We start from the raw sequence: 26,813 nt of genomic DNA, 5'->3' as shown, positions 1-26,813 counted from the left end.
GTCATGAGCGCAGAGGCAGCCGCGAAGTCCGGGATCCAGTGGTCCATCGAGGCGGACGGGCATCGTGCCGTCCTGGCGGAGATCGGAGGCACGCTCCGCGCCTACGCCGTCGACGGCGTCGAGCTGCTGGACGGGTTCGGCACCGACGAGATCTCCCCGGGGTCCGCGGGCCAGATCCTCGCGCCCTGGCCGAACCGGATCCGGGACGGGCGGTACGTCTTCGAGGGCGTGGAGTACCAGCTCGGGCTGACCGAGCCGGCTCGGCACAACGCGATCCACGGCCTGGTGAACTGGTCCCGGTGGCGGGCCGTCGAGCAGGCCGCCGACGCCGTGACGCTGGAGTTCGACCTGCCCGCCCAGGTCGGCTACCCGTGGTCGCTGCGGCTGCGTACCCGCTGGTCGGTCTCGGCGGACGGGCTGCGCTGCGTGCAGGAGGTGGTGAACACGTCCGAGGCGAACGCGCCGTGGGGGTACTCGGTTCACCCGTACCTGCGGCTGCCCGGCGTGACGGTGGAGGACACCGTGCTCCAGGTGCCGGCCAAGAGCCGGATCATGGCCGACAACCGGCTGCTGCCGATCGGCGCCGTCAAGGTCGCCGGCACCGAGTACGACTACGCCGAGCCCCGCCGGATCGGCACCGCGGTCCTGGACGTGACGTTCGGCGACATCGACTTCGACGCCGACGGGATCACCGCGGTCACCCTGGCCGACCCGGGTTCGGACCGGCGGATCGTGGTCTGGGCCGACGAGAAGTTCCGCTACTGGCAGGTCTACTCCGGTGACACCCTGCACGGCGAGCGGTTCCGCCGGTCGGTCGCGGTCGAGCCGATGACCTGCCCGCCGGACGCCTTCCGGACCGGCCGCGATCTGGTCGTGCTGACACCTGGCGAGACCTGGACGACCTCCTGGGGCATCCGCGCCTGATGGAGTTCGACGAGGTGGTCCGCCGGCGGCGGATGGTACGCGGCTACGACCCGGATCGCCCGCTGCCGCCGGAACTGGTCGACAAGATCGTGCGGCACGGGCTGCGTGCGCCGTCGGCCGGTTTCTCCCAGGGCTGGAGCTTTCTGGTGCTCACCGCGGCCGAGGACCGGGACCGGTTCTGGGCCAGCACCGCTTCGGCCGGTGGCGCGCCCGACGGCTGGCTGCGGCGGATGTCCACGGCACCCTTGATCATCGTCGCCTTCTCCAACAAATCGGTCTATCTGGACCGTTACGCCGAGTCGGACAAGGGCTGGACGGATCGGGACGAGGCGCGCTGGCCGGTTCCGTACTGGGACATCGACACCGGGTTCGCCGCTCTGCTCATGCATCTGACCGCGGTGAACGAAGGGCTGGGCTCGTGTTTCATCGGCCTGCCGGCCGCCACCGTGGGTGACTTCAAGAACGCGTTCGGTGTGCCGGACGAGTTCACCCCGATCGGTGCGCTCACGGTCGGCTACCCGGGCGCCGACAAGAGGTCCCCGTCACTACGCCGCGGGCGCCGTCCGGTGGCAGATGTGGTGCATCATGGCCGGTGGGCTTCGGCCGGCGAGGTCTGACCGGCGCGCGGCTAGGCTGACAGGCGAGAAACGTTCTGACGGAAAGGGGCAGCCGCCGTGATCTTCAAAGCGGTCCGGGACGGAGCCCCGTACCCCGATCACCACACGACGCTGAAGGCGTGGGCCGAGATCCCGCCGCGGCCGATCCGGCTCGCTGACCTGATCACCACGAAACGGGAGCTGGCACTCGACAAGCTCCTCGCCGAGGATTCCACGTTCTACGGAGACCTCTTCCCGCACGTGGTGGAGTACCAGGGGGCGCTCTACCTGGAGGACGGTCTGCACCGGGCGCTCCGTGCGGCTCTGCAACAGCGCAATCAGATCCACGCCCGTGTACTGGTAGTAGAGGGCTGATTTCGCTGAGTCACGCTTTCCATTAGCGTGCATCCATGGGTGTCAGACCGCTTGACCTGCTGGATCTTGACGAACTGCTCACCGATGACGAGCGCGAGATCCGCGCTCAGGCCCGCCGGGTGGCCGACGATCATGTAAGGCCGCACGTGGCCGGGTGGTACGAGAACGGCAACACCCCGGTTCGCGACCTGGCCGCCGCGTTCGGCGATGCGGGCCTGCTGGGCATGCAGCTGAAGGGGTACGGGTGCCCCGGTTCCTCGGCGGTCAGCCTCGGCCTCGCCTGCATGGAACTGGAAGCCGCCGATTCCGGTGTCCGGTCGCTGGTCTCCGTGCAGGGTTCCCTGGTGATGTACGCCATCTGGAGATACGGCTCGGAGGAGCAGAAGGCGCGCTGGCTGCCCGGGATGGCCGCCGGCCGGCTGCTCGGCTGCTTCGGCCTGGCCGAGCCGGATCACGGCTCGGACCCGACCGGCATGTCGACCCGGGCCCGCCGGGACGGCGACGACTGGGTGCTCGACGGGGTCAAGACGTGGATTCTCAACGCCCCGATCGCCGATGTGGCCGTCATCTGGGCGCGGGCGGAGAAGGGTGTGACCGGGTTCGCCGTACCGGCCGGCACCCCGGGTCTCGCGGTCCGGGAGATCGGCCACAAGATGTCGTTGCGCGCGTCGAGCACCGGCGAGATCGTCCTGGACGGGGTCCGGCTGCCGGAGAGCGCCCGGCTGCCCGGGGTGCGCAGCCTGATGGCGCCGCTGTCCTGCCTGACCGAGGCGCGGCTGAGCATCATCTTCGGGGTGCTCGGCGCGGCGCGGGACTGCCTGGACACGGCGCTCGACTACGCGGCCCGCCGGGAGCAGTTCGGCCGGCCGATCTCGGGTTTCCAGCTCACCCAGGCGAAACTCGCCGACATGGCTCTGGAACTGCAGAAGGGCTTCCTGCTCGCGCTGCACCTGGGCCGGATGCGGGACGCGGCGGACGGGCCGCTGCGGCCGGAGCAGGTCAGCATCGGCAAGCTGAACAACGTGCGGGAAGCCATCAAGATCGCTCGGGAGTGCCGGACGATCCTCGGCGGGAACGGGATTCTGCACGAGTACCCGGTGATGCGGCATGCCAGCAACCTGGAGAGCGTGCTGACGTACGAGGGGACGTCGGAGATCCACCAACTGTCGATCGGCCAGAAGTTGACCGGGTTGAACGCGTTCGCGCGGTGATGCTGTTTCCCGGTGGTCGCGCTGGGGCGGTGAGGGGAAGCCGGGCTCGCGCCGGGAGAGCGGGGGACGGGGTCGGCTTCGGCGGGACGCCAGTTACGCGTACCCCGAAGAAGCGTTACCGGCAGGAGACCGGGTCCAGGGGATGCGGATGTCGTACCCCCTCCTTACCGTTGAGTCATGGCAACCTCACCGGAGGTCGATGACCCGACCAGGGAGTACCCGACTGTTCCCGACGAGGAGCGGCACAGGCCGAACGGCTTCGCCCGGCTCCTGATCTTCGTGGGGTTCGTCTTCGCCCTGATCGTCCTCGCCTGCTTCGGGCTGCGCGCGATAAACGTGCTGCCCTCCTTCGACAACCCCTTCGAGGATCGGACCATCGACCGCAGCCAGCCTGTGCTGCTCCAGTCGATGCGCGACCTGCACCGCTATGTGGCCGCCGACGGCACCTTCCAAGTCATCGTCGACCTCCAGCAGGAGAAGGAGAACATCCCCGACTTCCTGGTGAACCGGAGGACCCTGTTCGTCGGCTCCGGCACTGTTGAGGCTTATGTCGACTTCAGCGCGCTCGCCGGCGACGCTCTCAAGATCGATGAGGGGAAGAAGTCGATCGAGCTGACGCTGCCGCCGCCGCAGCAGTCCACGGCCGCTCTCGACATGGCCAAGAGCTACGTCGTCGCGGAGGAGCGGGGTCTGCTCAACCGGATCGGTGACGCGTTCGGTGACGAGCCCAACAAGCAGCAGCGGGTCTATCAGCTCGCCCAGGAGCGGATCACTGAGGCCGCCCGGGCCAGTGAGCTGGACCGGCGGGCGAAAGAGAACACCCAGCGCATGCTGGAGAGCCTTTTCGCCCGCCTCGGCTACACCACTGTCACAGTGACGTTCGCCAGCCCCTGATCACTTCTCGTTCGGCAGCAGGGCCCAGAGGACGAGGTAGGCGATGAACTGGGGGCCCGGCAGCAGGCAGGAGACCAGGAAGAGCAGCCGCACCGTGCCGGGCCGCATGCCGAAACGGCGGGCCAGGCCGGCACAGACGCCAGCGATCATGCGGTTGTGACGGGGGCGGGTGAGAGTACGGGTCTTGAGGTTGTAGGACACGATCATCCGCTCCTTCAGCAGTGAGAATTATTCACGACTTAGCTCGAACCCTTGGTGCGCTTGCGGCGCAGGTGGTCACCGCGGTCGTGAATAATTCTCATTTGGTCGTGGCGTTCTGCCACGGCCACTTCGACGGTAAGTACGGGAGCACGGGCGGCCCTCGGCCCACAGGTGGATACCGCTGGCCAACTTCCCGTACGGGTGACCCGTACCCGGAGTACGCCCGCTGTTAACCTGGGTGCCGATTTCGGGCGCTTATGAGGAGTTGAACGGTGACCCTGGCCCTCCTCTGCGCCGTCCCTGCTCAGACGACGATTCCCGATGCCGAAGCCGGCCGGCTCGCCGATGATCTGACCGCGGCGATGCGTGCCGCCGGCGTCTCGGTCGTCGAGCGGTCCGGCGGGCCGGGCGAGGTGGCCACCCATCTGCGCGAGCTGGCCCGGCAGGCCCGGGACGCGAACGAACCGCTGCTGATCTGCTCGGACAACCTGGTCGCCCACGCGAGCCTGCTGTGGATGCTGGCCACCGAACCGGCGAGGCGCAGCACCGTACTGGTCGCCCCCGAGCCGGGCGGCGACCTGACGGAGGACCGCGGCCGGGTGGTGCCCGCCCCGGCGGGCACCGGAACCGTGCGTTTCCTCGGCGCGATGTGTATCGCCCCGGCCGACCTGCCGCTGCTGGACAAGGTCGCCGACCGGGCCGAGCTGCTGCCGGCCCTGCTCGAGGCCGGGCTGGTCCCGGTCGCCACCCGGACCCGGCTGCTGCATGCCGAACAGGTGAGCAGCGAGGCGGAGCTGACCGCCGCACGGCACGCGGTCGACGCCGTGGACGAGGACGCGGCGCGCCTGCGGCTCGCCGTCAAGGAACAGGACGACTTCTTCACGACGTACGCGGTGAGCACCTGGTCGCCCCGGGTGACCAAGGCGGCCGCCCGGCTGCGGATGACGCCCACCGGGGTGACCGCCCTGTCGGTGCTCTTCGCGGCCGGAGCCGCCCTGCTGTTCTGGCAGGCCTCCCGGATCGCGATGATCGCCGGTGCGGTGCTGCTCTACCTCGGCTTCGTGCTGGACTGCGTGGACGGGCAGCTGGCCCGGTACACACGCCAGTTCGACGCGTTCGGCGGCTGGCTGGACACCATGGCCGACCGGGCCAAGGAGTACGCGGTGTACGCCGGTCTGGCGGCCGGCGCCGAACGCATCGGCCTGCCCTACGCGTGGCCCCTGGCGATCACCGCGATCGTCCTCCAGACCGCCCGGCACATGACCGACACCTGGTACGGGGCGCTGCACGACGAGGCCGCCGCGCATCCAGGCGCGCAGCCCGCGGGCGGCGTCGGTGCCCGGCTCAGCGCCGCGTCGGTGAAGGCGCAGAGTCAGCGCGGTTCCCTGATCTACTGGGCGAAACGGATCGTGGTCTTCCCGATCGGCGAGCGGTGGGCGCTGATCGCCGTGCTGGCCGCGTTCACGAACGGCCGGACCACGCTTGCGGCCGTCGTCGGGTTCGGTCTGCTGGCGGCGGCGTACACGCTGGTACTGCGGTCGCTGCGCGCGCTCTCCATGCGGGTCGGCGTGCTGAACACCGTCGACACCATGCGTCACCGCGACGACGGTCCGCTGGTGCGGGTGGTGCTGAGCCGGGTCGGTATCGGGTGGCCTCTGCCGTGTGCGGCGCTGTTCACGGCGTACGCGCTGGTCACCGTGGGACTGATGGCGCCGTCTCGCTACCCGTGGCTGCTCGCTCTGGTCGCGGTTTTCGTACTGATCGGCGGTTTTCCGGCGCGTCTGCGGCACGGCGGCGCCCTGGACTGGCTGGTGCCTGCTGCCCTGCGCGCCGGCGAGTACCTGATCGTGGCCGCCGTCGGGCTCTACGGCACGGTGCCGCCGCCGGTGGTGTTCCTGCTGCTGTTCATGCTCGCGATGCGGCACTACGACCTGACCGCCCGGATGGAGAAGGGCGCGCCGGCGACCGGTGCCGGCGGTGCCCCGCTCGGCTGGGACGGCCGGGTGTTGCTGCTGGTCCTGGCTGCCCTGCTCGGGTACGCCACGGCCGGTACAGCGGTGCTTGCCGCGCTGGTCGGCGGGGCGTTCGTGGTGACGGCGGTCGGCGACTGGCGGGCGAGCCGGTAACCCTCGGGGTCGTTGTCGGTTATGTCGGTTCGTGCTGTGCACGTGCACAGCTGATCTTCTGAAGTTCAGATCTCCGTAATCGAATGATCACTATGTGCGAATGGCACTTTCGCCCGATGGCGAACCATCGAAGCCACTCGCAGAGTCAGTACCCGATCGCCGACCGTCGTGGGATCGGGATCACACTCGATCGGGGAGGTTGACGGTGTCCACCGTCGCGCTCAAGGACGTCACCAAGATCTGGCCAGACGGCACGTACGCCGTAGACAACCTGAGCCTGGAGGTGCAGGACGGCGAGTTCATGGTCCTGCTCGGGCCCTCCGGTTGTGGCAAGTCGACCGTCCTTCGCATGATCGCCGGCCTGGAGGATCCCAGCGAGGGCGAGATCCTGCTGAACGGCGAACCCGTCCTCGAACTGCCTCCGCGCGACCGCAGCATCGCCATGGTCTTTCAGGATTTTGCGCTCTATCCGCACATGACCGTCTCGGAGAACATCGGCTTCCCGCTCAAACTCTCCGGGGTCGAGCCGGCACCGCGCCAGGACCGGGTGGGTGCCGTCGCCGGCGCTCTCGGCATCGGCGAGGTGCTCGGCCGCCGCCCGAGCCAGCTCTCCGGCGGTCAACGTCAGCGCGTCGCCATGGGCCGGGCCATCGTCCGCCGCCCCGGGCTCTTCCTGATGGACGAACCGTTGTCCAACCTGGACAGCGGCCTGCGCGCCGAGCTGCGCGCCGAGATCACCAGCATGACCCGGGAGCTCGGCGTGACGACCATGTACGTCACGCACGACCAGGCCGAGGCGCTGACCATGGCGGACCGTGTGGCGATCATGCGGAAGGGCATTCTCCAGGACTGCGGTACGCCCACCGACGTCTACCGGCGCCCCGCCACCCTCTACGTCGCGGCCTTCCTCGGCTCACCGAAGATGAACCTGCTCGAGGCCTCGGTCTACGTGCACCTGGATCAGTACATCGCACTGAACTTCGGCGAGCAGACCCTCTACATGCCGTGGAACGATCCGCGGGCGCGGGCGATCACCCGTTACCACGGCGAACGGATCGTGGTCGGGATCCGGGCCGAGGCGCTCACCCCGGTCACCCCGCAGACGCCGGGTCACATCCTCCAGGGCCGGATCCGCTACCTCGAGCACCACGGGCACGAGTCGCTGGCGTACCTGGACATCGGCGCCACCGCGATCGTGGTGGACGAGATGGGCGGGCCGGTGCAGGACCAGGCGCCGCCGGAGGGTGCGCTCAAGCGCATCGGTGGGGCGTTGCAGCGGCTCACCCGGCCGGCGGCACCCGAGCTGCCCGTACCGCCGCGGTCCCGGGACCGGGTCAGCCTGCTGAACGACCCGGGCCGGCACGCCCGGAAGCCGGCCGAGCTGGCGGTGCGGCTGGCACCGTACCCACAGGTCTCGCCAGGCCACCCACTGGCGATCTCGGTCCGGATGGAAGCGGTGCACTTCTTCGACGAGCGAGGCGATCGGATTGATGTTGGCTGGCGCTGAGTGCGCGACACGCGCCACTTATGAGCGGGATAGCCGATGCCTCCCGCCACCGGACGGCCACAGCGCGTAGGCTGCACGACGGTGGAGGACAGGTTCGGACGCGGCGTTCGCTCGGCTCCAGAGAGGGAGCCGAGGGTCGATGCCGCCCCTCCAACGGGGGATTCCGTCTTGCTCGACTGCTCCTTCGGGCACGACGACATCACCGTTCTCCGGCACGAGGTGGCCGGTCGGCTGGTATTGCTCGGCCTGGGCGGCGATCGCCGGGACGGCTATCTGCTCGCCGTCAACGAAGTGATCACGAATGTGGTGCTGCACGCCGGGGGCAACGGGCGGCTGGTGCTGCGGGTCGAGGACCGTTCGGTGTGGTGCGTGGTGACCGATTCCGGTCCAGGCATCCCCGGCGAGCGCCTGCACGATCTGCGCGCGCCGGAGGCGTTCGAGGTCGGCGGCCGCGGACTGTGGCTGGCACATCAGCTGTGCGACGAGGTGACCACCGCGACCGGTCCGATCGGTACCTCGATCGGATTGCGCATGTCCTTGGATGTCGTGCCGGATTCTCGCTGAAACAGCAGGTTGAACGGCGTGCGAACGATCGTCGAAATGTGAAGCCGCCCTTCCGCTCTCGTCGTCCTTCCCGTCCGGCTACATTGGGCGCGTGCTCGGACTTCCTTCGCAGGTGACCGCTTGCCTTTTCGATCTTGACGGAGTGCTCACGCAAACCGCGTTGGTGCACAATGCCGCATGGAAACAGACGTTCGATTCGTTCTTGGAATCGTGGGCGGCACGCCACGGCACGCCCTTCGTCCCCTTCGATTCCGGTTTCGACTATCACCAGTACGTGGACGGCCGGCAGCGCGCCGACGGTGTCCGGACTTTCCTCGCCTCCCGCGGCATCACCCTGCCCGAGGGGACCCACGACGACGGCCCCGATCGGGAGACCGTCAACGGCGTCGGCAACCGCAAGAACGTGTTGGTGCTGCAGAAGATCAAGGAAGGCGCGGTCCAGGTCTACCCCGGCTCGGTGGAGTACCTGAAGGCGGTCAAGGCCGCCGGCCTGCGCCGCGTCGTCGTGTCGGCGAGCGCCAACTGCCGGGACGTGCTGACGGCGGCGGGGATCGCGGACCTGCTGGAGGCCCGTGTGGACGGCCTGGTCGCACGCGAGCTAGGTCTGCCCGGCAAGCCCGCTCCCGACACGTTCCTGTACGGAGCTAAGCTACTCGATCTCGCCCCGGAGAACTGTGCCGTGTTCGAGGACGCCCTGGCCGGTGTGGCCGCCGGACGGGCGGGCGGATTCGGCATCGTGATCGGGGTGGACCGGGTCGGTCAGGCCGAGGCGCTGCGGGAAAACGGCGCCGACATCGTCGTGACGGACCTGTCCGAGCTACTCCCTCAATAAGACCTCCTCTTCTCTGGTATCGAGAGGCACGACCGTGATCCGTGAACGGGCCTACCCCGTCGACCCTTGGCACATCCGGGAGACCCGGCTGGATCTGGACCTGCTGGCCCAGTCCGAGTCGGTGTTCGCGCTCTCGAACGGCCACATCGGGATACGGGGAAACCTGGACGAGGGCGAGCCGCACGGCCTGCCCGGCAGCTACCTCAACTCGTTCTACGAGCTGCGGCCACTGCCGCACGCCGAGGGCGGGTACGGCTTCCCGGAATCCGGCCAGACCATGGTCAACGTCACCAACGCCAAGCTGATGCGCCTGCTGGTGGACGACGAGCCGTTCGACGTGCGGTACGGCGAGCTGCGCTCCCACGAGCGCTGCCTGGACCTGCGGGCCGGCACGCTGGAGCGGGTCGTCGAGTGGGTGTCCCCGTCGGGTCAGGGTGTGCGCGTTCGTACCGTGCGGCTGGTCTCGTTCACCCAGCGTGCGGTGGTCGCGTTCCTCTACGAGGTGGAGCCGCTGGACGGCGCGGCCCGGCTCATCCTGCAGTCCGAGCTGGTGGCGAACGAGCAGCTCCCGCCGATGAGCAAGGACCCGCGCGTGGCGGCGGTGCTGGACCGGCCGCTGCAGGCCGAGGAGATGATGGAGCAGCCCGCCGGCGGCATCCTCATCCACCGGACCAAGGCGAGCGACCTGCGGATGGCCTCGGCCATGGAACATCTGGTGGAGACGCCGGGCCGGCACGCCATCACCACCGAGGGGCACCCCGACTGGCTGCGGACCACGGTCGCCTGCCGGCTGGAGCCGGGGCAGAAGCTGCGGGTGGTCAAGCTGGCGGCGTACGGGTGGTCCAGCATGCGCTCGCTGCCCGCGCTGCGTGACCAGGTCGGCGCGGCTCTGGCCAGTGCCCGCCTGGACGGCTGGGACGGGCTGGTCCAGCAGCAGAAGGACTACCTGGACGCGTTCTGGGACCACTCCGACGTCCGGGTCGAGGGCGACCCCGAGGTGCAGCAGGCGGTCCGCTTCGGCCTCTTCCACACCCTCCAGGCCGGTGCCCGGGCCGAGAAGCGCCCGATCGGTTCGAAGGGTCTCACCGGGCCGGGGTACGACGGACACACGTTCTGGGACGCCGAGACGTTCGTCCTGCCCGCCCTCACCTACACCCAGCCCTCGGCCGCGGCCGACGTGCTGCGCTGGCGTCACTCGACGCTGGACCTGGCCCGGGAGCGGGCCCAGACGCTCGGCCTGCACGGCGCCGCGTTCCCCTGGCGGACGATCCGTGGCCAGGAGTGCTCGGGGTACTGGCCGGCCGGTACGGCCGGCTTCCACATCGGCGCCGACATCGCCGACGCGGTCCGCCGGTACGTCCAGGCCACCGGCGACTACGACTTCGAGCGTGAGGTCGGCCTGGAGCTGCTGATCGAGACCGCCCGGCTGTGGCGCTCGCTCGGGCACCACGACCGGCACGGGCGCTTCCACATCGACGGCGTCACCGGGCCGGACGAGTACACCGCCGTGGTGAACGACAACATCTACACCAACCTGATGGCCCAGCAGAACCTGATGACCGCGGTGGACGCCTGCAAGCGGCACCCGGACCTGGCCCGCCGGTTCGGGGTGGACGACGAGGAGGCGGCGTCCTGGCGGGACGCGGCGGCCGCCGTGCACATCCCGTACGACCGGGAGCTGGGCGTGCACCAGCAGTGCGAGGGCTTCACCCGGCTGCAGGAGTGGGACTTCGAGAACACTCCGCCGGAGGGGTACCCGCTGCTGCTGAACTACCCGTACTTCGACCTGTACCGCAAGCAGGTGATCAAGCAGGCCGACCTGGTGATGGCGATGTACATCCGGGGTGACGCGTTCACGCCGGAGGAGAAGGCGCGCAACTTCGCCTACTACGACGCGCGGACCGTACGGGACTCGTCGCTGTCCGCCTGCATCCAGGCCGTGCTGGCCGCCGAGACCGGGCACCTGGAGCTGGCGCACGACTACCTGGGCGAGGCCGCCCTGATGGACCTGCACGACCTGCACCGCAACGCCCGTGACGGCGTGCACGTGGCGTCGCTGGCCGGGTCCTGGATCGCGCTGGTCGCCGGCCTCGGTGGCATGCGTGACTTCAACGGTCAGCTCAGCTTCGCCCCGCGCCTGCCCAGCCGGATCAACAACCTGGAGTTCTCGCTGCTCTGGCGCGGCCTGCGACTGCGGGTGAACGTGACCGCAGAGGAGGTCACCTACTCGCTGCGCAACGGCGGTGGCCAGGCCCGGCTCACCCTGCTGCACCACGGCAAAGAGGTCGAGGTGACCCAGGTGCGGCCGGTGACCATGGCGATCCCGCCGCCGATCCCGGTGGGCCCGGCGCCGGCCCAGCCGGCCGGCCGGGCACCGGTGCGCCGCGCCGTGCACTGAGCCCGCGACACGGAACGGCCCCCGACCTTCAAGGTCGGGGGCCGTTCTCGTTCGTCTGACGGCTAGAGCATCGAGACGTGGACGTGGTCGGTGTGGTCACTGACCCCGCTGTACGAATCCCAGCCGGTCGCCGGGAACCAGATCTGCTTGTACCAGATGACGTAGTAGATGCCGAGACGGTCGGCGTTGCGCACCAGGAACGCGGTCAGGTTGTTGCCGTACTTCATCTCGTCGGTGCTGTCCGCCGAGGAGAAGCCGCTCTTCTGCAGGGACCAGTCGCAGGCCCGGCCCTTGGGATGCTCGAACGGTCCGCCGTTGCGGTGACAGCCGACGAAGCGTTTGAAGCCGGCCTTGCGCACTTCCTTGTACATGTGCAGAGTGCGTTTGGTCACACAGCCGCTGGTGGTCTCGTCCCGCTCGGTGCACCCCTCGGCGGAGAACCCGCCGTTGGCGTTGCGCGGAGCCGGGGCGGCTTCCTTCGACTTGGCGTCGACCAGGCCTTCGTTGATGGTCCGGTTGATGCCGGTCGAGCCGCCCAGCAGGTCGATCTGTTTCTCGGCGGCGGACTTCTGCTTGGCCAGCGCGGTCAGCTGCTGCTGCTCGTTCTTGACCTCGGCGTCGAGCGCGGTCTTCTTCTCGGTGACCGTGGCGATCGCCTGGTTGAGCTCGCGCAGCTTTCCGTCGTGCAACCGGTTGATCTCCTCCAGGGAGATCGCCTTGCTCATGAAATCGTCCGACGTGCTGGCGTTGAGCAGGAAGCCGACGGCGCTGAGGTCGCCGGTCTGGTACTGCTGCCGGGCGATCGAGTTGACCTCGGGAATGAGGACGTCGCGCCGGGCCTCGGCGGCCGCCATGTCGGCGGCCAGCTTCTTCTGGTTCTTCCGGGACACGGTGACGGCAGCCTTCGCGTTGACGAAGCGACGGTTCGTCGACTCCATCAGGTCCGACATCAGGGCGTCTTCCTCGTCCTCGGCAGTCGGTGTACTGCCACCGGGAGCCGCGGACGCCATTGTGACGGGTGCCACGAACAGCGCAACGGCCACGAGCGGTGCCAGGGCAAACGTCAGCCACCGGCGGGGACTTGCGGTCATCAACAGTTGTTCCTTCCTTGTCACCGCCGACCGAGTTAGCTGACGGGTTCGGGACGGAAGCAATCCCTACCGCGTAAAGCGGATTCACCCCAGTGACCTGGTTCCCCGGCTCGCCTTTCGACGATTGGGCGGCGGCCTGCCGGCAACTCGGGGGCGGTGCCGTCCTGGCAGGACCGGCGGCCAGTTTACCCGAGATATCGCCGTGCATCAGGACCCACGGAACTACAAAAAGAGTTACCGGACAACGACTTTCTGTAATCGAATCACGTGCCGTGTTCAGGTAATAGCCGAGCGTACGAGAACTGTCGATCTGTCGATGTAGTCGGTATGGTCGGATCCGGTTCCCACCCGGGGACCGCCGCCTAATCGCCCGTTGCGGCGAGCCGGGGAACCACATTTCTCCGGGGTGAATCCGCGAATGCGGTAGGGATTTCCTTCGTCCCGAACCCGTCAGCTAACCCGGTCGGCGGCCGACGGAAGGAAATGCCTGTGCAGGATTCGACTGCGCGGCGATTAGCAGCGTTGATGGCGCTGCTCGTCGCCGTGTGCGGGCTGGCCGTCGCGGCGACGCCGGCCACCGCTGCCCCCCATCCCCTCGCTGCGCCGGGCGACACCGGCGACGACGGTGAGGGCGGTTCCAAGTCCCTCATCGAACAACTCGAAGCGGCCTCCAGCGGTTTCGTCGACGCCAAGGCCAAGCTGAAGAAGTCCAAGCAGCGGCAGGCCGATCTGGCCGCGGAGCTGAAGCGGCTCGACGCCTCCCTCGGTCCGCAGCAGAAGGCCCTGGACGAGATCGCGCAGCAGGCGTACACCTCGGGCCGGCTCGGCCCGATGTCCGCCCTGATCACCGCGAACTCCACCGACACCTTCCTGGACCGGGCCGAAACGCTCGCCACGGTGGCAGCGCAGCAGAACGCGGCGATCGCCGACCTGAAGAACACCCGCGAGGCTCAGCAGCGCGCCAAGATCGCCATCGACGCGGCGGTCCGTGACGAGCAGAAGCAGGTCAACGTGATGGCCAAGCGGAAGGCTCAGGCGGAGACCGCGCTCAAGGCGGCGAACCAGGGCGAGGACGCCTCCGAGCCCGGCGACGGCGGCGGCAGCAGCAGCGGCGGAGGCAGCGCCTCGGCCGACCCGGCGCCGAGCGGCGGCGGCGGTTGCACCGAGGGCGACCCGACCACCAGCGGCTGTCTCACGCCGCGCATGCTGCACGCGCTCAAGCAGGCAAGGCAGGACGGGTTCACCCGGTTCACGCGGTGCTTCCGCGAGCAGAACAGCGGTGAGCATCCGAAGGGCCGGGCCTGTGACTTCTCCGCCGAGAAGAACACCTTCGGCGGCGATGCCACGGGTGGCGACAAGACCTACGGCAACAACCTGGCGAACTACTTCATCAACAACGCCGACGAGTTGCAGGTGCTCTACGTGATCTGGTTCCGCCGGATCTGGCTGCCGAGCAGTGGCTGGAAGTCGTACAGCGGGGCGGGTGGTGACCCGTCCAGCGACCACACCAACCACGTGCATCTCTCGGTCAACTGAGTGCGCGGCGGGAGGTACGAGGCCTTACTTGCGAGCGAAGGCCTCGTACTCCCGCAGCACGTCCTCGGTCGGGCCGTCGGCCCGGATCAGACCCGACTCGAGCCAGATGCAGCGGTCGCAGGTGTCCCGGATCGACTGCTCGCTGTGGCTCACCAGGAACACCGTGCCGGCCTGAGCGCGTAGCTCACGCACCCGCTGCTCACTGCGGCGGCGGAACTTCGCGTCGCCGGTGGCCAGCGCCTCGTCGATGAGCAGGACGTCGTGCTGCTTCGCGGCGGCGATGGAGAACTTGAGGCGCGCGGCCATGCCGGAGGAGTAGGTCCGCATCGGCAGCGAGGAGAAGTCGCCCCGCTCGTTGATGCCGGAGAACGCGATGATGTCGTCCTTCTTCGCCTTCACCTCGGCCGGGGACATGCCCATCGCCAGGCAGCCCAGCTCGACGTTGCGCTCGCCGGGCAGATCGTTCATCAGCGCCGCGTTCACGCCCAGCAGCGAGGGCTGGCCGGCCGCGTAGATCTTGCCCTTGGCGACCGGGAGCAGGCCGGCGACCGCGCGCAGCAGGGTCGACTTGCCCGAACCGTTGCTGCCGATCAGACCGATCGCCTCACCCCGGTACGCCACGAAGCTGACGCCCTTGACGGCGTGCACCTCGCGTACGTTCGCCGCCTTGGTGTTGGTCACCAGCCGCTTGAGGCTGGCCAGCGGGCTGTTGTTGCCCGGTCCCGACGAGCCGTGCACCTGGTAGATCACATGGGCGTTGTCCGAGATGACGGTGGGAACGCGTTCGGTCTCAGCCACGGCCGTAGCCCTTCTCTCCGCGCCAGAAGTAGATGTAGCCGCCGATGCTCACCACGACGGTCCAGACGACCGCCTGGATCCAGAGCAGGGTCGGGTTACCGGCCAGCGGGACGTCCTCCATCAGCGAGTGCCGCGTCAGCTCGATGAAGATGAGCAGCGGATTCGCCTCGACCAGGGCGAGCGCCCAGCCGTCGAGGTGCTGCTCGAACAGGGTCACCGGGTAGAGCACTGCCGACCCGTACAGCCAGAACCGCATGATGAACGGGATCAGCTGCTTGATGTCGCGGACCTTGGAGCCGAAGCGGGCCATGAACATCGTCAGGCCGGTGTTGAAGATCGAGTGCAGGAACACCACCGGGATGAGCAGCAGCCACTGCGGGGTGATCGGCTCACCGGTGAGCAGCACGATCCCCATCAGCACCAACAGCGCCACGACGTAGTTGCGGACCTCCACCAGGACCACCGACAGCGGCAGGCTGCCCCGCGGGAAGTGCAGAGCCCGGATCAGGCCGAGGTTGCCGGTGATCGCGTTGCTGCCCTGCCCCACCACGGCCTGGGTGAAGCCGAAGACGAAGACGCCGGCGCAGAGGTACGCGATGAAGTTGTCGACACCGTTCCGGCCGCCCAGGATCACGCCGAAGATCACGTAGTAGACCGCGGCGTTGATCATCGGAGTGAGGACCTGCCACAGCATGCCGAGCCTGGTGTGGCCCAGTGCCGAGCTCGTCCGGGCGCTCGAGTGCGCGCGGATGAAGTGCCGGTAGGACCACAGATACCGGGTGTACTCCGGGAGGCTGGGCAGCCGTCCCGATGCACTCAGGCCGTGTCGCCGGGCCAGCTCCTTGAGAGAGAGCCCGGCGCCGGTGTCGGCGACCGCCGTCTCTGGCATGGGGTGGTGCTCCGATCTTGTCGGCCCGTAGGAGGCAGCGGGTTCCGGTGACTTGCGCGAGAACACAGCTAGCAGCATGACAGGCACCCACCGACACCGATGGAACGGGTTCGTATCGACGTGTATGTAGACGGTAGCTGACCAAACGGCGGAACGCAACCGTTACGTCGTACCGTTATAGTGACCGTGTGGCGACAGTAAAGCGCGCACCTGCCGGAGCGGCGGTGCTCCGAGGCGACATCACCGTGGCGATCCGCACCGCGGTCATGAACGAGTTGGCGGAAGTCGGTTACGGCCGATTGTCCATCGAGGCGGTGGCCCGCCGCGCGGGGGTCGGCAAGACCGCGATCTACCGGCGGTGGAGCAACAAGCTCGAGATGGTTCTGGAGATCATCTCGGACGTGGCGGAGCGGAAGGTTCCGCTCCCCGACACTGGCAGCTTCGCCGGCGATCTCGAGCTCCTCATGATGATCGTGAGCCGGGCGTTGCAACATCGCATCGCCTCGCAGATCATCCCGGACCTGATGGCCGAGGCGGCCCGCAATCCGCAGATCGCCGAGACCCTGCAACGGGCGCTCCGCACCCATCAGCAGGCGGTCGGCGAGAAACTGGTGGGCCAGGCCGTCGCTCGCGGCGAGCTGCCCGAGGACACCGACGCGGACCTCGCAGTGGACCTGATCCTCGGCCCGCTCTACTGGCGTCTGGCCGTCGCGCGGCAGCCGCTGGGCGACGACGACCTGGAGAAGCTGGCAGCGGCCGTCACGGCGGCGCTGAGGGCGAGCAGCGACTGAGGGCGCATCCGGGTGCTTCCCGAATCGCACCCGTTCGCAACTCAGGAACCTCTGCGCTCCGAGCTCTGGAGACCGAAGGAAGGGGCTGACCCCGACCGACCCCCGGAGCCGGAGAAGATGACCTCTCTCAGCCAAGCCTGCGCCGACGCGACTGTGCTCGACACCACTGTGCTCGACTCCACAGCGTTGCTCGCCATCGCCATGGGCGGGGCGGCCGACTCCGGAACGTCGCTGCCGGCGAGCCGCCCGAAGGTGGTGACCGGAGCGGCCGTGGCCGGAGCCTGGCGCAGCACCGACGGCGTGGTCCGGCTCCAGCTCCGCTCCGACGGCACCTATGCCGGTGCGGTCGCCGGCCGCCGCCGGCCGGCCCGGGGCACCTACCAGATCGACGGCGTGTCCATGCTGCTCCGCGACGACTCCGGGCTGAACACCCCGGTGACCGTGTACGACGGCGAACTCGAGATGGCCGGCCATCGCCTGCTCCCGGCCGGCTCCTAAGGCCGGCGGAGCGCCGGTCGATCCAGGAAGCATGCGCCATACCAGGACCGCGATCGCTCTGGCCGTACTCTCGCTGGGGCTCGGCGGCTGCGCCGCTCTCGGTGTCGGTGACACGCCGGGCTCCTCGCCGGGAGTCGAGGGCGCCGGTGAGCCCTGGATGCTGGTCGAGGTGGGTGAGGCGACGCCCAGCCCGGTCCCGTCGCGGGGCCGGTCGGCCGCTCCGTCGCCGGACGTCACGGCCGCGGCGCCCAGCCCGGATCCGAACTGCACCAGGATCTGGCCACGCACCGAGAAGGTGATGATCCCGGTCGAGGTGACTCCGGGCGCCGGCTCGCTCAAGGTCGAATGGCCGACCCAGTACGACTCCGGCTACCGGGTGACCGCCGTACCGCAGGCCCTGGTCTCCGGTGCCCAGCCGGAGCCGGTCTGGAAGACCGTCGCGGCCGGCACCGGTTGCAGCATGACCACCACGATCACCGGCCTGGAGTCGGGCGCGGCCTACATCGTCTGGCTGGACGCGCCGGACACCGGCCACGAGCGCGACGGCACCCGGCACCTTTACAGCGGCCGCTCCGGCATCGTCTACCCGCTCTAGCGGCCGCCGCCGGTGGTGGGCAGGCCGGCGTCCCGCCAGGCGGCGAAGCCACCGGCCAGGTCGGTGGCCCGGTGCAGTCCCAGGTCCTGCAGCGCGGAGGCGGCCAGGCTGCTGGTGTAGCCCTCCTGGCAGGTGACGATCACGGCCAGCCCGTAGTCGTTCGCGAACGGAAGCCGGGCGTCGGACCGCGGGTCCAGGCGCCACTCCAGGACGTTGCGCTCGATCACCACCGCACCGGGGATCTCACCGAACTCGGCACGCTGGGCGGCCGGGCGGATGTCCACCAGGATCGCGCCGTCGCGCATCGCGGCGTCCGTCTCGGCCGGGCCCAGGCGTCGCAGCCGGGTACGCGCGTCGGCCAGGATCTCGGCGATGCCCCGGGAGCCGGCAGGTGCCGCGGTCACCACTGCGCACCGGCTCGCTCGACGGTGAGCACTTCCAGACCCGCCGGGCCGATCCGGTACTTGGTCATGGTGGTCAGGGCCGGCCCGTAGACGTGGATGCTGATCGCCGGCCGGTCCGAGCGGTTGACGATCCGGTGGATGTGGTGGCTGCCAAACCGCCGCCCGGCGCCCTCACCCAGCTCGCGGGAGACGATCCGGGGAGCACCGGAGCCACCGGTGGTCACGGTGTCCTCGGTCAGTGTGCCGCCGTACACGTGGAACGCGCCTGCCGAACCGCCGTGGTCGTGGATCTCGGTCGTCTGCCCGGGTAGCCAGGTGAGCAGCCAGACCTCGTGGTCCTCGGCGCTGGCCAGACGGTGGTACCACCGCTCGACGGGATCGAAGCGGGGCGCCACCGGCCACCGGTCGGCTGCGTCGCCGAACTGCCGGGCGATGGCGAGGTGATCGAGGCGGACCTCGGCGAGGGGCATGACGACTCCAACTGACATACATAACCTATGGGCTTGATAGGTTTTACCACACGATCGCGTCGGATGGTTCCGGTTTCGCGAATTCGATATCGGGCGGCGGCCGTACCCGAAAGAGGCTTCACGAGCTATGCCTCTTTCCGTCTGTGGTGCGAAAAACTTCGATACGCGACGGTATCAATACGCTGCGTACACCAAAGTGGCCCGTCAGTCACCAGTTCGGCCTACCCAGGTCCGCCGTAACGGAGGAATTGCTGGTCAGCCGGTGCCTGGTCAATCGAGAAAGCTATATCGTGAGCGGCGCCGCCGAGAACCGGTTGCCGGAGGGCGCCCCGCCTACCACCTCCGATGCCCCGAGCTACGAGGACGGACCCGTGCAGAAGTCACGCCGCGGACTGCTTGCCGCCGGCCTGAGCGCCGCTGTGATCGGCGCCATCGGAGTCGTGTCGACTCTCAACGCGGGCGCGGAGCAGATCCCGGACGCACCGGCACCCGTGGCGGTGCCGGCCGACGAGACGGACGTGGCGGCTCCCCCCTCCCCGCCGGCGGCCAAACCGCCGACCAACCTGCCGTGGGGCGAGCGGCCGCGCAGCGTCCGCACCGGCCGGCACAACGCCACCAGCAAGTCGCTCAAGGTGGCCGGCCTCAGCGCGGCGCACTCCGACGACGAGGGACGGGACCGGGCACCCAAGGGGCGGACGTCGCGGACCACCTTCCTGCAGTCGGAGAAGACCAACGTCGTCCCGCCGGAGCCGGCGCCGGAGCCGACCGACGGCGTGGCGCCGGCCCGGCCGACGGTGCACTTCCTCTACAACGTGGGATCGCAGAAGGCCGAGGCCGACGCGGCGTACGCGAACCTCACCATCAGCAAGCCGAAGCTGGCCCGCAGTGACTACCACACGCTCGCCGAGCTGGCCGTGCAGTCCGCCGACGGCAAGCAGATCGTCGAGGTCGGCTGGAACGTCGACCGGGTGGTGAACGGCGACGACGACCCGCACCTGTTCGTCTACCACTGGGTCGACCGGCAGACGAGCTGCTACAACGGCTGCGGCTTCGTGCAGTACAGCAAGAACATCCAGCCCGGGGACACGCTGGTCCAGGACAGCCAGAAGCGCTTCGGCATCCAGAACTTCAACGGCGACTGGTGGATCGCGTACGACACCGAGTGGGTCGGTTACTTCCCCGGTGACCTGTGGGGCGGCACCTTCACCAGGAGCGGCCTGGTGCAGGTCTTCGGCGAGGTGGCCGCGGCGACCGAGAAGCCGTGCACGGAGATGGGCAACGGCAAGGGCGGCGACGACACCACCTCGGCCAAGGTCGGCAGCGTCGCGTACCTCAACGGTCCCACCGTAGACCTCAAGGTCCGCAGCACCAGCGACCTCTACAGCGTCTCGAAGCTGAGTTCCCGTACGTTCCGCTACGGCGGCGCCGGAGCCTGCTGACCAGGAGATCAACTCGATGCCCGGCCCCCGGATGGGGACCGGGCATCGATGTTTTCTCCTTTTCCGGGACGGTCCCTGAACCGATCCGCGTGCCACGATGTACATCCGGGTGGCCGGGCGGAACCCGATGGGAGCTGGCGCCGATGAAGCGACGGGTGAGCCCCGACGAGCAGCTGATGACCGCGCTCTATACCGAGCACTACTCAGTCCTGATCAACTTCGTGTCGCGATACGTATCGGATCGGCACAAGGCTGAGGACCTCGTACAGGAGACACTCTTACGGGCTTGGAAACACATCGACCATCTGGACCCGGAACCGGGCCGGACCAGGTCGTACTTGCTGACCATCGCCCGTAACGTGGTGACCAACGCCTGGCGCGCGGAACAGCGCCGTCCCCGGCTGGTCGCCGATGAGAACGCGGTCAACTCAGTGCCGTCGGCGGACAATGTGGATCAGATGGTGGAAGGGTGGCTGGTGGCCGAGGCGCTGGAGCGTCTCTCCCCGGAACACCGGGCCGTCATCCAGGCGATGTATTACGAGGGGCAGAGCGTGGCCGACGCGGCGCGGAAACTGTCGGTGCCGGAGGGCACGGTGAAATCGCGCGCCTACTACGCGGTACGCGCGCTGCGCACCGTCTTCGAGGAGATGGGGATGCTGCGATGAGCGACCTCGAGGAACACGACGCCCTGCACCGGTTGCTGGGCGGCTATCTCCTGGGCGGGCTCGACGAGGCGGACACCGATCGGCTCGACGAGCACCTGCACGACTGCGCGGACTGCCGCGCCGAGCTGGACCGGCTGGCACCCGTACCGGAAATGCTGCAACGTCTGCCAGACGCGCGGCACCTGGGTGGCGGCGCACCGCTCGCGGTCTCGCCGACCGCGCGGCCCACCCAGCAGAACATCGAGGGTCTGCTGAGCCGGATGCGGGCGGAGAAGACCAAGGAGACCCGGGTGAACCGGGTGCGGTGGCTGGCCGCCGCCGCGGTGGTGATGATCGCGGCCGCCGCGATCGGCTACGGCATCTTCACCAACGGCCGGGTTCCGCAGGGTACGACGCCGGAGGCCCTGCCGAGCGTGGAACTGGTGACCACACAGTTCGAGTCGGCGCCCGGCAGCGGGCTGACCGGTTCGGCGGTCCTCACCCCGAAGGAGTGGGGCGTGGCCATCGCGCTGGATGTGAGCCGGATGTCCGGCAACGGGCCGTTCCTCTGCCTGATGCGCAGCAAGGGCGGCGGTACGGAACAGTCCGCGGTCTGGGGCGACACCGGCAACGGCAGCGCCAAGGTGAACGGTGCGAGCTCCTTCAAGATCGGTGATGTGGACGCCGTACTGATCACCGACCGGGACGGAAAAGTGCTCGGCACCGCGTCCGTGACATGAGATTCCGTGTGGCCGCCAAACTGCGCTCCGGTGACCGCGTCGCGGTGGTCTCGCCCGCCTTCGCCGCGCCGGCACTCTTCCCGGCGCTGCACGAGCAGGCGATGCGGCGGATCCGCTCGGAGCTGGGGCTGGAGCCGGTCGAGTTCCCGACCACCCGGCGGCTCGACGCGCCGCCGGCCGACCGGGCCGCCGATCTGATGGCGGCGTACGCGGACCCGGCGATCCGCGCGGTCTTCGCGACGATCGGCGGAGACGACCAGATCACGGTCCTGCCGCACCTGGACCCGGCGCCGTTCCGAGCCGATCCGAAGCCGTTCTTCGGCTACTCGGACAACACCAACCTGCTGAACTGGCTCTGGCACCACGGGGTCGCGGCCTATCACGGTGGATCGACCCAGGTGCACCTGGCGCAGGGCAGGGGGATCTGGCCGGAGCACCTCGAGTCCCTGCGTGCCGCCCTCTTCGAGACCGGCGACCTGGCGATCCGGCCGGTCGGCGAGTTCAGCGAGGAGGAGGTGGACTGGGCGGATCCGCGTTCGCTCACCGAGTCGGCGCCGACGATCCCGAGCCCCGGCTGGGTGTGGCACCAGCCGGACCGGGTGGTCACCGGGCCGGCCTGGGGCGGAAACCTGGAGCTCCTGCACTGCAACCTGGCAGTGGGGCGATGGATCCGGCCGGTGGAGGACTACGCCGGTTGCGTGCTGCTGCTGGAGACGTCCGAGGAGATGCCGACGGCCGAGGCGGTCTTCCGGATGCTGCGTGACGCCGGCGAGCGGGGGTTGCTGCGGCAGTTCCCGGCGGTGCTGGTGGCGACGGCGAAGGCCACCTACATCGAGGCGCCGCGGCCGCCGGGGGAGAGGCAGCGGTACCGCGAGGATCAGCGGGCGGCGGTGCTTCGGGCGCTGGAGGCGTACAACCCGGGGGCGATGGTGGTGTTCGGCGTGGATTTCGGGCATACCAGCCCGCAGTGGGTGCTGCCGTACGGCGGAGGGATCACGATCGACGGCCCGGCTCGCCGGATCGTCGCCCACTTCTGAAAGGTCAGGCCGTGTGCCGGTAGGAGACCTGCTTCTCCTCGCGCTGGATCGAGGCCACGGGAGGCACGGCCTGCCGGGCGGCCAGCAGTGCGGCCCGCGCCGCGGCCGCCGACCGGACGGCGGCGTTGTTACGCGGCCGCAGCAGCGCCTCCAGGCGACTGGTCAGCTCGGCCCGGGTGAACGGCTTGGCCAGGAAGTCGTCGGCTCCGGCGTGCAGTGCCGTCATGATCTGATGCTGGTGCACGTCGGCGCTGACCACCATGATCGGGAGATCCGCGGTGTCCGGGTCATTGCGGATGCGGCGGCACAGGTCGATCCCGGAGTCACCGGGCATCCGTACGTCGATCAGGGCGGCGTCGATGCCACCGTGGGACAGGGCCTGTACCGCGGTGCGCGAGTCGCAGGCGGTCACGACATCGAAACCGAGGCGGTGCAGGGCCAGCTTCAACAATTCCCGATGGTCGATCTCGTCATCGGCGATCAGCACGGTAGGCACGGGAACCTCCAGGACACTGCGCTTGTGCACTCCAATTCGGCAACCAGGCTGCTCCGCTGAGCGCAACGCGGGTATTTCGCTGGCTGCCAGGGCCGGCGAGCTGTTCGATGGACGGATGATCAGGGTGGCCCATGCCGGCGAGATCGACCGGATGCGCGAGATCGAGGTGGCGGCCGGGCGGATGTTCGCTGAGATCGGCATGACCCAGATCGCCCGCGACGAGCCGTTGCCCGCGGCTGAGCTGCTGGATTACCAGCGGGACGGGCGGGCCTGGGTGGCCGTGGATCGGGCGGATCGGCCGGTGGCGTACCTGATCGCGAAGTGGGTGGACGACGTGGTGCACGTCGAGCAGGTCTCCGTCGATCCGGCGTGTGCCGGCCGCGGTCTCGGCAAGAGCCTGATCGAGCACGTGGCCGGGTGGGCGCGGGAGCACGGCTCAGCCGCGCTGACGCTCACCACGTTCGCCGACGTGGCCTGGAACGCGCCCTACTACGAGCGGCTGGGATTCCGCCGGCTGGCCGGCGACGAGCTGACCCCCGGGCTCCGCCGGATCCGGGCCGAGGAGGCCGCGCACGGCCTGGACCGCTGGCCCCGTCTGGCCATGCGCTGCGATCTTCCGGACGGCTCATAGGGTTGGGGCATGCGCGCTGCCGTCTTCCACGAGTCAGGCCCAGCTCCGTCCGTTCTCCGGATCGTCGATCGGGACCTGCCGCTGGCCGGCGCCGGGGAGGTACGCGTCCGCATCGTGCTCTCCGCCGTCAACCCGACCGACACCGGTACGCGAGCCGGCCGGGGCGTGCCGGACGGGGTCTCCCCGCCCCGGATCCCGAACCAGGACGGCACCGGCGTGGTCGACGCGCTCGGGGAGGGCGTACGGGACCTGGAGCCGGGGGACCGGGTCTGGGTGTGGGACGCGGGTTACGGCCGGGCCGACGGGACCGCTCAGGAATACGTGGTGCTGCCCCGCCACCAAGTGGTCCGGATGAACGACGACATCCCGTTCGAAGTCGGCGCCGCGCTGGGTATTCCGGCGCTCACCGCGCACCGCTGCCTGACCGTGGCCGCCGACGGTCCGGCCCGGCTCGGCCCGGGCGCTCTGGCCGGCCGGACGGTGCTGGTCGCCGGTGGCGCGGGTGCGGTCGGAAACGCGGCGATCCAGCTGGCGAAGTGGGCCGGCGCGACGGTGCTGACCACGGTCAGCTCGAAGGAGAAGGCCGAGCTGGCGGCCGCCGCCGGCGCCGACGCGGTGATCAATTACCGGGACGAGGACGTGGCCGCGCGGGTCCGCGAGCTGAGCGGAACCGGTCCGCACGTCATCGTCGAGGTCAGCACCGACAACCTGGACCTGGACCTGGACGTCGTCGCGCCGGGTGGCAACATCGCGATCTACGTGGCCGGCCGGTTCAGCGTGCCCAGCTTCAAGGCGATGCTGAAGAACGCCAGCCTCGATTTCGTGCTGACCTACACCACGACGCCGCAGGAGAAGGCGGACGCGGTCGCCGCGGTCGCCGAGGCGGTGAACGCGAAAGCATTCCGGGTCGGCGCGGACGCCGGCCTGCCGATCATCCGCTTCCCGCTGGACCGGATCGCCGAGGCGCACGAGGCGGTCGAGAACCACGCGGTCGGCAAGGTGGTCATCGAGTTGAGCTGACGGTCGGGTTAACCCTACTGTCGATCGGGCGGCTCGCGGGATCGGAGGGGAGGACCCGTTTGCCTAGCGTAAGTGGCATGACGACGACCTACGCCGGTACGGCGGACCACACGAGTCCGGCCGGGCGCTACCTGCGCCAGCTGGGCATCGATACCCAGTACGTGCTGCTCGGGTTCCCGATCGGCCTGATCACGATCGTGCTGTGCATGACCGGCTTCGCGCTCGGCATCGGCACCGCGATCATCTGGATCGGCCTGCCGATCATGGTCGCCACGCTCGGGATGTCCCGCGGATTCGCCACCGTGGAACGGGCCCGGGTCGGTCCGGTGCTGCGCCGGAAGGTGCCGCACCCGGTCTACCGCACCGCCCGTAACGGCGGCTGGGTGCAGCGCACCTTCGTCCCGCTCGCCGACGTGCAGTACTGGCTCGACCTGCTGCACGGGATGTTCCGCTTCATCCCGAGCACCCTGGCGTTCTGCTTCGTCATCACCTGGTGGTCGGTCACGCTGGCCGGCCTGCTGTACCCGCTGTACGACTGGGCGCTGCCGCACCCGGAAGGCAACTACGAGCTCGTCGAACTCCTCGGCTTCCAGGACAGCGCCGGTAACCGGATCTTCCTGAACCTGGCCATCGGCGTGATCTTCGCGGCCACGCTCTACCCGGTCGTCCGCGCCTCCGCGATGTTCGAAGCGCTCTTCGCCCGTGGCCTGCTCAGTGGCGTCTTCGAGCTGCGCCAGCAGGTCATCCAGGCACACGCCGAACGGGACGTCGCGCAGCAGCAGAAGGCGGCCGCGGTCTCCGCCGAGGCGGTCGCGCTGCGCCGGCTGGAGCGGGACATCCACGACGGCCCGCAGCAGCGGCTGGTCCGGCTCGCCATGGACCTGGGACGCGCCGAGCAGCAGTTCGCCACCGACCCGGACGCCGCCCGGGCCACCGTCGCCGAGGCGCTCTCCCAGACCCGGGAGACCCTGGACGAGCTGCGGGCGCTCTCCCGCGGCATCGCCCCGCCGATCCTGGTCGACCGCGGCCTCCAGGCGGCGCTGACCGCCCTCGCCGGCCGGTGCACGGTGCCGGTGGACCTCGACGCCCCGCCGATCGAGCGGCTCGACCCGGCCGTCGAGTCGACCGCGTACTTCGTGGTGGCCGAGGCGCTGACCAACGTCGCCAAGCACAGCCACGCGACCGAGGTGCAGGTGACCGTGCAGCGGATCGCCACCGGCCTGCTGGTCACCGTCGCCGACGACGGGGTGGGCGGTGCGAGCCTGGCCAAGGGGCACGGCCTGGCCGGCCTCGACGACCGGGTACGCGCGGCCGGCGGCGTGCTCGCCGTGGAAAGCGCCGAGGGCGAGGGGACGCGGCTCACGGCGGCACTGCCGATCTGACAGCATGGCCGCATGCGTGTGGTTATTGCCGACGATGCGGTGCTGTTGCGAGAAGGCCTGGTACGGCTCGTCGAGGAGAACGGCCACACTGTGGTGGCGGCCGTCGGCGACGGGCCGTCCCTGGTCGAGGCGATCAAGGAACACCGTCCGGACGTCTCCATCGTGGACGTCCGGATGCCGCCGTCCCACACCGATGAGGGACTCCGCGCCGCCGTCGAGGCGCGCAGCGCGGTTCCGGGCACTCCGATCCTGGTGCTCTCCCAATACGTCGAGGTCTCGTACGCCGACGATCTGCTGGCCGACCGCCGTGGGGCGGTCGGCTATCTGCTCAAGGACCGGGTGTCGCTGGTCGCCGATTTCCTGGACGGCCTGCAGCGGGTCGCCGAGGGTGGCACCGTGCTCGACCCCGAGGTGGTCGGCCAGTTGCTCGTGCGCCGCCGCCGCGACGACCCGCTGCGCAGCCTGACGCCGCGCGAGCGCGAGGTGCTGGGCCTGATGGCCGAGGGCATGTCGAACACCGCGGTCGCCCGCAAGATGGTGGTGACCGAGGGCGCGGTGGAGAAGCACGTCCGCAACATCTTCACCAAGCTGGGCCTGCACCAGGACGAGGAGCAGCACCGCCGGGTGCTGGCAGTGCTGGCCTACCTGCAGACGTAGGGCTAGCACTACCCCGGACTCGGGTGCTTGCTGGATCGTTCCGCCACTTCGGACTTCATAGCGTTCT

Annotated in this window: 29 protein-coding genes and 2 riboswitches; of the genes, 22 read left to right on the top strand and 7 right to left on the bottom strand. The window is 69.3% G+C overall.

Features of this window, described 5'->3' with window-relative positions; translation table 11 throughout:
* Window positions 1-3: 3 nt before the first annotated feature.
* The 5 genes from I4J89_RS27350 (at window position 4) to I4J89_RS27330 (ending at window position 4,000) form a co-directional block, all read left to right on the top strand.
* Window positions 4-924, top strand: a complete 921-nt coding sequence (locus tag I4J89_RS27350; protein ID WP_196416959.1) for an aldose 1-epimerase family protein — start codon at window positions 4-6, stop codon at window positions 922-924.
* Window positions 924-1,541 (top strand): nitroreductase family protein, encoded by a 618-nt coding sequence (locus I4J89_RS27345; protein ID WP_196416958.1) that lies wholly within the window; start codon window positions 924-926, stop codon window positions 1,539-1,541. Before I4J89_RS27350 ends, I4J89_RS27345 begins: the two co-directional genes overlap by 1 nt.
* A gap of 57 nt (window positions 1,542-1,598) precedes the next feature.
* On the top strand, window positions 1,599-1,895 hold the full coding sequence (locus I4J89_RS27340; protein WP_014687530.1) for a type II toxin-antitoxin system VapB family antitoxin: 297 nt from the start codon (window positions 1,599-1,601) through the stop codon (window positions 1,893-1,895).
* Between the two features lie 35 nt (window positions 1,896-1,930).
* The gene (locus tag I4J89_RS27335) at window positions 1,931-3,106 is read left to right on the top strand and encodes an acyl-CoA dehydrogenase family protein (protein WP_196416957.1); all 1,176 of its coding nucleotides are present in this window, start codon (window positions 1,931-1,933) and stop codon (window positions 3,104-3,106) included.
* Window positions 3,107-3,283: 177 nt separating this feature from the next.
* Window positions 3,284-4,000 (top strand): DUF4230 domain-containing protein, encoded by a 717-nt coding sequence (locus I4J89_RS27330; protein WP_196416956.1) that lies wholly within the window; start codon window positions 3,284-3,286, stop codon window positions 3,998-4,000.
* Here I4J89_RS27330 and I4J89_RS27325 read toward each other — a convergent pair whose 3' ends face one another.
* Window positions 4,001-4,207: a PspC domain-containing protein gene (locus tag I4J89_RS27325; protein WP_196416955.1), complete on the bottom strand. Its 207-nt coding sequence runs from the start codon at window positions 4,205-4,207 to the stop codon at window positions 4,001-4,003. It abuts the gene before it with no gap.
* Between the two features lie 266 nt (window positions 4,208-4,473).
* Here I4J89_RS27325 and I4J89_RS27320 point away from each other — a divergent pair, with 266 nt between their 5' ends.
* The 5 genes from I4J89_RS27320 (at window position 4,474) to I4J89_RS27300 (ending at window position 11,628) form a co-directional block, all read left to right on the top strand.
* Complete coding sequence (locus tag I4J89_RS27320; protein ID WP_309238501.1) at window positions 4,474-6,327, top strand: DUF5941 domain-containing protein; 1,854 nt, start codon at window positions 4,474-4,476, stop codon at window positions 6,325-6,327.
* Between the two features lie 205 nt (window positions 6,328-6,532).
* Complete coding sequence (locus I4J89_RS27315) at window positions 6,533-7,834, top strand: ABC transporter ATP-binding protein (protein ID WP_196416954.1); 1,302 nt, start codon at window positions 6,533-6,535, stop codon at window positions 7,832-7,834.
* 81 nt (window positions 7,835-7,915) lie between these two features.
* Window positions 7,916-8,398: an ATP-binding protein gene (locus tag I4J89_RS27310; protein ID WP_196416953.1), complete on the top strand. Its 483-nt coding sequence runs from the start codon at window positions 7,916-7,918 to the stop codon at window positions 8,396-8,398.
* A 91-nt stretch (window positions 8,399-8,489) separates the two neighbouring features.
* Window positions 8,490-9,230: an HAD family hydrolase gene (locus I4J89_RS27305; RefSeq protein ID WP_196416952.1), complete on the top strand. Its 741-nt coding sequence runs from the start codon at window positions 8,490-8,492 to the stop codon at window positions 9,228-9,230.
* Between the two features lie 34 nt (window positions 9,231-9,264).
* Window positions 9,265-11,628: a glycoside hydrolase family 65 protein gene (locus I4J89_RS27300; RefSeq protein WP_196416951.1), complete on the top strand. Its 2,364-nt coding sequence runs from the start codon at window positions 9,265-9,267 to the stop codon at window positions 11,626-11,628.
* A 62-nt stretch (window positions 11,629-11,690) separates the two neighbouring features.
* Here the strand turns inward: I4J89_RS27300 and I4J89_RS27295 are convergent, their stop codons facing one another.
* The gene (locus I4J89_RS27295; protein ID WP_196416950.1) at window positions 11,691-12,719 is read right to left on the bottom strand and encodes a coiled-coil domain-containing protein; all 1,029 of its coding nucleotides are present in this window, start codon (window positions 12,717-12,719) and stop codon (window positions 11,691-11,693) included.
* A 9-nt stretch (window positions 12,720-12,728) separates the two neighbouring features.
* Window positions 12,729-12,860: riboswitch (cyclic di-AMP (ydaO/yuaA leader) on the bottom strand.
* A gap of 208 nt (window positions 12,861-13,068) precedes the next feature.
* Window positions 13,069-13,204: riboswitch (cyclic di-AMP (ydaO/yuaA leader) on the top strand.
* 40 nt (window positions 13,205-13,244) lie between these two features.
* Here I4J89_RS27295 and I4J89_RS27290 point away from each other — a divergent pair.
* Window positions 13,245-14,255: a coiled-coil domain-containing protein gene (locus I4J89_RS27290; RefSeq protein WP_230859682.1), complete on the top strand. Its 1,011-nt coding sequence runs from the start codon at window positions 13,245-13,247 to the stop codon at window positions 14,253-14,255.
* Between the two features lie 24 nt (window positions 14,256-14,279).
* On the opposite strand, the gene I4J89_RS27285 is transcribed toward I4J89_RS27290, so the two are convergent.
* Window positions 14,280-15,053, bottom strand: coding sequence for an ABC transporter ATP-binding protein (locus tag I4J89_RS27285; protein WP_196416948.1), 774 nt, complete (start codon window positions 15,051-15,053; stop codon window positions 14,280-14,282).
* Window positions 15,046-15,942, bottom strand: a complete 897-nt coding sequence (locus I4J89_RS27280; RefSeq protein WP_196416947.1) for an ABC transporter permease — start codon at window positions 15,940-15,942, stop codon at window positions 15,046-15,048. Before I4J89_RS27280 ends, I4J89_RS27285 begins: the two co-directional genes overlap by 8 nt.
* Window positions 15,943-16,130: 188 nt before the next feature.
* Here I4J89_RS27280 and I4J89_RS27275 point away from each other — a divergent pair, with 188 nt between their 5' ends.
* From I4J89_RS27275 to I4J89_RS27265, 3 genes are all read left to right on the top strand, one after another.
* The gene (locus I4J89_RS27275; RefSeq protein ID WP_373688162.1) at window positions 16,131-16,733 is read left to right on the top strand and encodes a TetR/AcrR family transcriptional regulator; all 603 of its coding nucleotides are present in this window, start codon (window positions 16,131-16,133) and stop codon (window positions 16,731-16,733) included.
* 117 nt (window positions 16,734-16,850) lie between these two features.
* Complete coding sequence (locus I4J89_RS27270) at window positions 16,851-17,231, top strand: Atu4866 domain-containing protein (protein WP_196416946.1); 381 nt, start codon at window positions 16,851-16,853, stop codon at window positions 17,229-17,231.
* A gap of 31 nt (window positions 17,232-17,262) precedes the next feature.
* A complete protein-coding gene (locus I4J89_RS27265) occupies window positions 17,263-17,826 on the top strand; it encodes a hypothetical protein (protein ID WP_196416945.1) in 564 nt (187 codons plus the stop codon).
* Here I4J89_RS27265 and I4J89_RS27260 read toward each other — a convergent pair.
* A complete protein-coding gene (locus tag I4J89_RS27260) occupies window positions 17,823-18,230 on the bottom strand; it encodes a rhodanese-like domain-containing protein (protein ID WP_196416944.1) in 408 nt (135 codons plus the stop codon). The genes I4J89_RS27265 and I4J89_RS27260 overlap by 4 nt on opposite strands.
* Window positions 18,227-18,700, bottom strand: coding sequence for a cysteine dioxygenase (locus I4J89_RS27255; protein ID WP_196416943.1), 474 nt, complete (start codon window positions 18,698-18,700; stop codon window positions 18,227-18,229). Before I4J89_RS27255 ends, I4J89_RS27260 begins: the two co-directional genes overlap by 4 nt.
* Before the next feature lie 371 nt (window positions 18,701-19,071).
* On the opposite strand from I4J89_RS27255, the gene I4J89_RS27250 reads away from it, so the two are divergent.
* From I4J89_RS27250 to I4J89_RS27235, 4 genes are all read left to right on the top strand, one after another.
* Window positions 19,072-20,139, top strand: coding sequence for a neprosin family prolyl endopeptidase (locus tag I4J89_RS27250; protein WP_309238500.1), 1,068 nt, complete (start codon window positions 19,072-19,074; stop codon window positions 20,137-20,139).
* A 143-nt stretch (window positions 20,140-20,282) separates the two neighbouring features.
* On the top strand, window positions 20,283-20,804 hold the full coding sequence (locus I4J89_RS27245; RefSeq protein ID WP_196416942.1) for a sigma-70 family RNA polymerase sigma factor: 522 nt from the start codon (window positions 20,283-20,285) through the stop codon (window positions 20,802-20,804).
* A complete protein-coding gene (locus I4J89_RS27240) occupies window positions 20,801-21,523 on the top strand; it encodes a zf-HC2 domain-containing protein (protein ID WP_196416941.1) in 723 nt (240 codons plus the stop codon). Before I4J89_RS27245 ends, I4J89_RS27240 begins: the two co-directional genes overlap by 4 nt.
* Complete coding sequence (locus tag I4J89_RS27235) at window positions 21,520-22,560, top strand: S66 family peptidase (RefSeq protein ID WP_196416940.1); 1,041 nt, start codon at window positions 21,520-21,522, stop codon at window positions 22,558-22,560. Before I4J89_RS27240 ends, I4J89_RS27235 begins: the two co-directional genes overlap by 4 nt.
* Before the next feature lie 4 nt (window positions 22,561-22,564).
* On the opposite strand, the gene I4J89_RS27230 is transcribed toward I4J89_RS27235, so the two are convergent.
* The gene (locus tag I4J89_RS27230; RefSeq protein WP_196416939.1) at window positions 22,565-23,056 is read right to left on the bottom strand and encodes a response regulator transcription factor; all 492 of its coding nucleotides are present in this window, start codon (window positions 23,054-23,056) and stop codon (window positions 22,565-22,567) included.
* A gap of 115 nt (window positions 23,057-23,171) precedes the next feature.
* Here I4J89_RS27230 and I4J89_RS27225 point away from each other — a divergent pair, with 115 nt between their 5' ends.
* The 4 genes from I4J89_RS27225 to I4J89_RS27210 all read left to right on the top strand — a co-directional run bounded on the left by I4J89_RS27225 (window position 23,172) and on the right by I4J89_RS27210 (window position 26,746).
* On the top strand, window positions 23,172-23,687 hold the full coding sequence (locus I4J89_RS27225) for a GNAT family N-acetyltransferase (RefSeq protein ID WP_196416938.1): 516 nt from the start codon (window positions 23,172-23,174) through the stop codon (window positions 23,685-23,687).
* A 9-nt stretch (window positions 23,688-23,696) separates the two neighbouring features.
* Window positions 23,697-24,707, top strand: a complete 1,011-nt coding sequence (locus tag I4J89_RS27220; RefSeq protein WP_196416937.1) for an NADPH:quinone reductase — start codon at window positions 23,697-23,699, stop codon at window positions 24,705-24,707.
* A 77-nt stretch (window positions 24,708-24,784) separates the two neighbouring features.
* A complete protein-coding gene (locus I4J89_RS27215; RefSeq protein ID WP_196416936.1) occupies window positions 24,785-26,089 on the top strand; it encodes a sensor histidine kinase in 1,305 nt (434 codons plus the stop codon).
* Between the two features lie 12 nt (window positions 26,090-26,101).
* Window positions 26,102-26,746, top strand: coding sequence for a response regulator (locus tag I4J89_RS27210; RefSeq protein WP_196416935.1), 645 nt, complete (start codon window positions 26,102-26,104; stop codon window positions 26,744-26,746).
* The last annotated feature ends 67 nt before the right edge of the window (window positions 26,747-26,813 follow it).

This window comes from Actinoplanes aureus (assembly GCF_015704865.1).
GTDB lineage: Bacteria > Actinomycetota > Actinomycetes > Mycobacteriales > Micromonosporaceae > Actinoplanes > Actinoplanes aureus.
The sequence above is the reverse complement of the archived record's forward strand: the minus strand, read 5'-3'. Positions and strand labels throughout refer to the sequence as shown.

Excerpts from the sequence above, each read along its gene's own strand:
- I4J89_RS27350 (WP_196416959.1), top strand. The coding sequence starts at position 4 with ATGAGCGCAGAGGCAGCCGCGAAGTCCGGGATCCAGTGGTCCATCGAG.
- I4J89_RS27345 (WP_196416958.1), top strand. The coding sequence starts at position 924 with ATGGAGTTCGACGAGGTGGTCCGCCGGCGGCGGATGGTACGCGGCTAC.
- I4J89_RS27335 (WP_196416957.1), top strand. The coding sequence starts at position 1,931 with ATGGGTGTCAGACCGCTTGACCTGCTGGATCTTGACGAACTGCTCACC.
- I4J89_RS27330 (WP_196416956.1), top strand. The coding sequence starts at position 3,284 with ATGGCAACCTCACCGGAGGTCGATGACCCGACCAGGGAGTACCCGACT.
- I4J89_RS27325 (WP_196416955.1), bottom strand. The coding sequence starts at position 4,207 with ATGATCGTGTCCTACAACCTCAAGACCCGTACTCTCACCCGCCCCCGT.
- I4J89_RS27295 (WP_196416950.1), bottom strand. The coding sequence starts at position 12,719 with ATGACCGCAAGTCCCCGCCGGTGGCTGACGTTTGCCCTGGCACCGCTC.
- I4J89_RS27290 (WP_230859682.1), top strand. The coding sequence starts at position 13,245 with ATGGCGCTGCTCGTCGCCGTGTGCGGGCTGGCCGTCGCGGCGACGCCG.
- I4J89_RS27280 (WP_196416947.1), bottom strand. The coding sequence starts at position 15,942 with ATGCCAGAGACGGCGGTCGCCGACACCGGCGCCGGGCTCTCTCTCAAG.
- I4J89_RS27270 (WP_196416946.1), top strand. The coding sequence starts at position 16,851 with ATGACCTCTCTCAGCCAAGCCTGCGCCGACGCGACTGTGCTCGACACC.
- I4J89_RS27265 (WP_196416945.1), top strand. The coding sequence starts at position 17,263 with ATGCGCCATACCAGGACCGCGATCGCTCTGGCCGTACTCTCGCTGGGG.
- I4J89_RS27255 (WP_196416943.1), bottom strand. The coding sequence starts at position 18,700 with ATGCCCCTCGCCGAGGTCCGCCTCGATCACCTCGCCATCGCCCGGCAG.
- I4J89_RS27245 (WP_196416942.1), top strand. The coding sequence starts at position 20,283 with ATGAAGCGACGGGTGAGCCCCGACGAGCAGCTGATGACCGCGCTCTAT.
- I4J89_RS27240 (WP_196416941.1), top strand. The coding sequence starts at position 20,801 with ATGAGCGACCTCGAGGAACACGACGCCCTGCACCGGTTGCTGGGCGGC.
- I4J89_RS27235 (WP_196416940.1), top strand. The coding sequence starts at position 21,520 with ATGAGATTCCGTGTGGCCGCCAAACTGCGCTCCGGTGACCGCGTCGCG.
- I4J89_RS27225 (WP_196416938.1), top strand. The coding sequence starts at position 23,172 with ATGATCAGGGTGGCCCATGCCGGCGAGATCGACCGGATGCGCGAGATC.
- I4J89_RS27220 (WP_196416937.1), top strand. The coding sequence starts at position 23,697 with ATGCGCGCTGCCGTCTTCCACGAGTCAGGCCCAGCTCCGTCCGTTCTC.
- I4J89_RS27215 (WP_196416936.1), top strand. The coding sequence starts at position 24,785 with ATGACGACGACCTACGCCGGTACGGCGGACCACACGAGTCCGGCCGGG.
- I4J89_RS27210 (WP_196416935.1), top strand. The coding sequence starts at position 26,102 with ATGCGTGTGGTTATTGCCGACGATGCGGTGCTGTTGCGAGAAGGCCTG.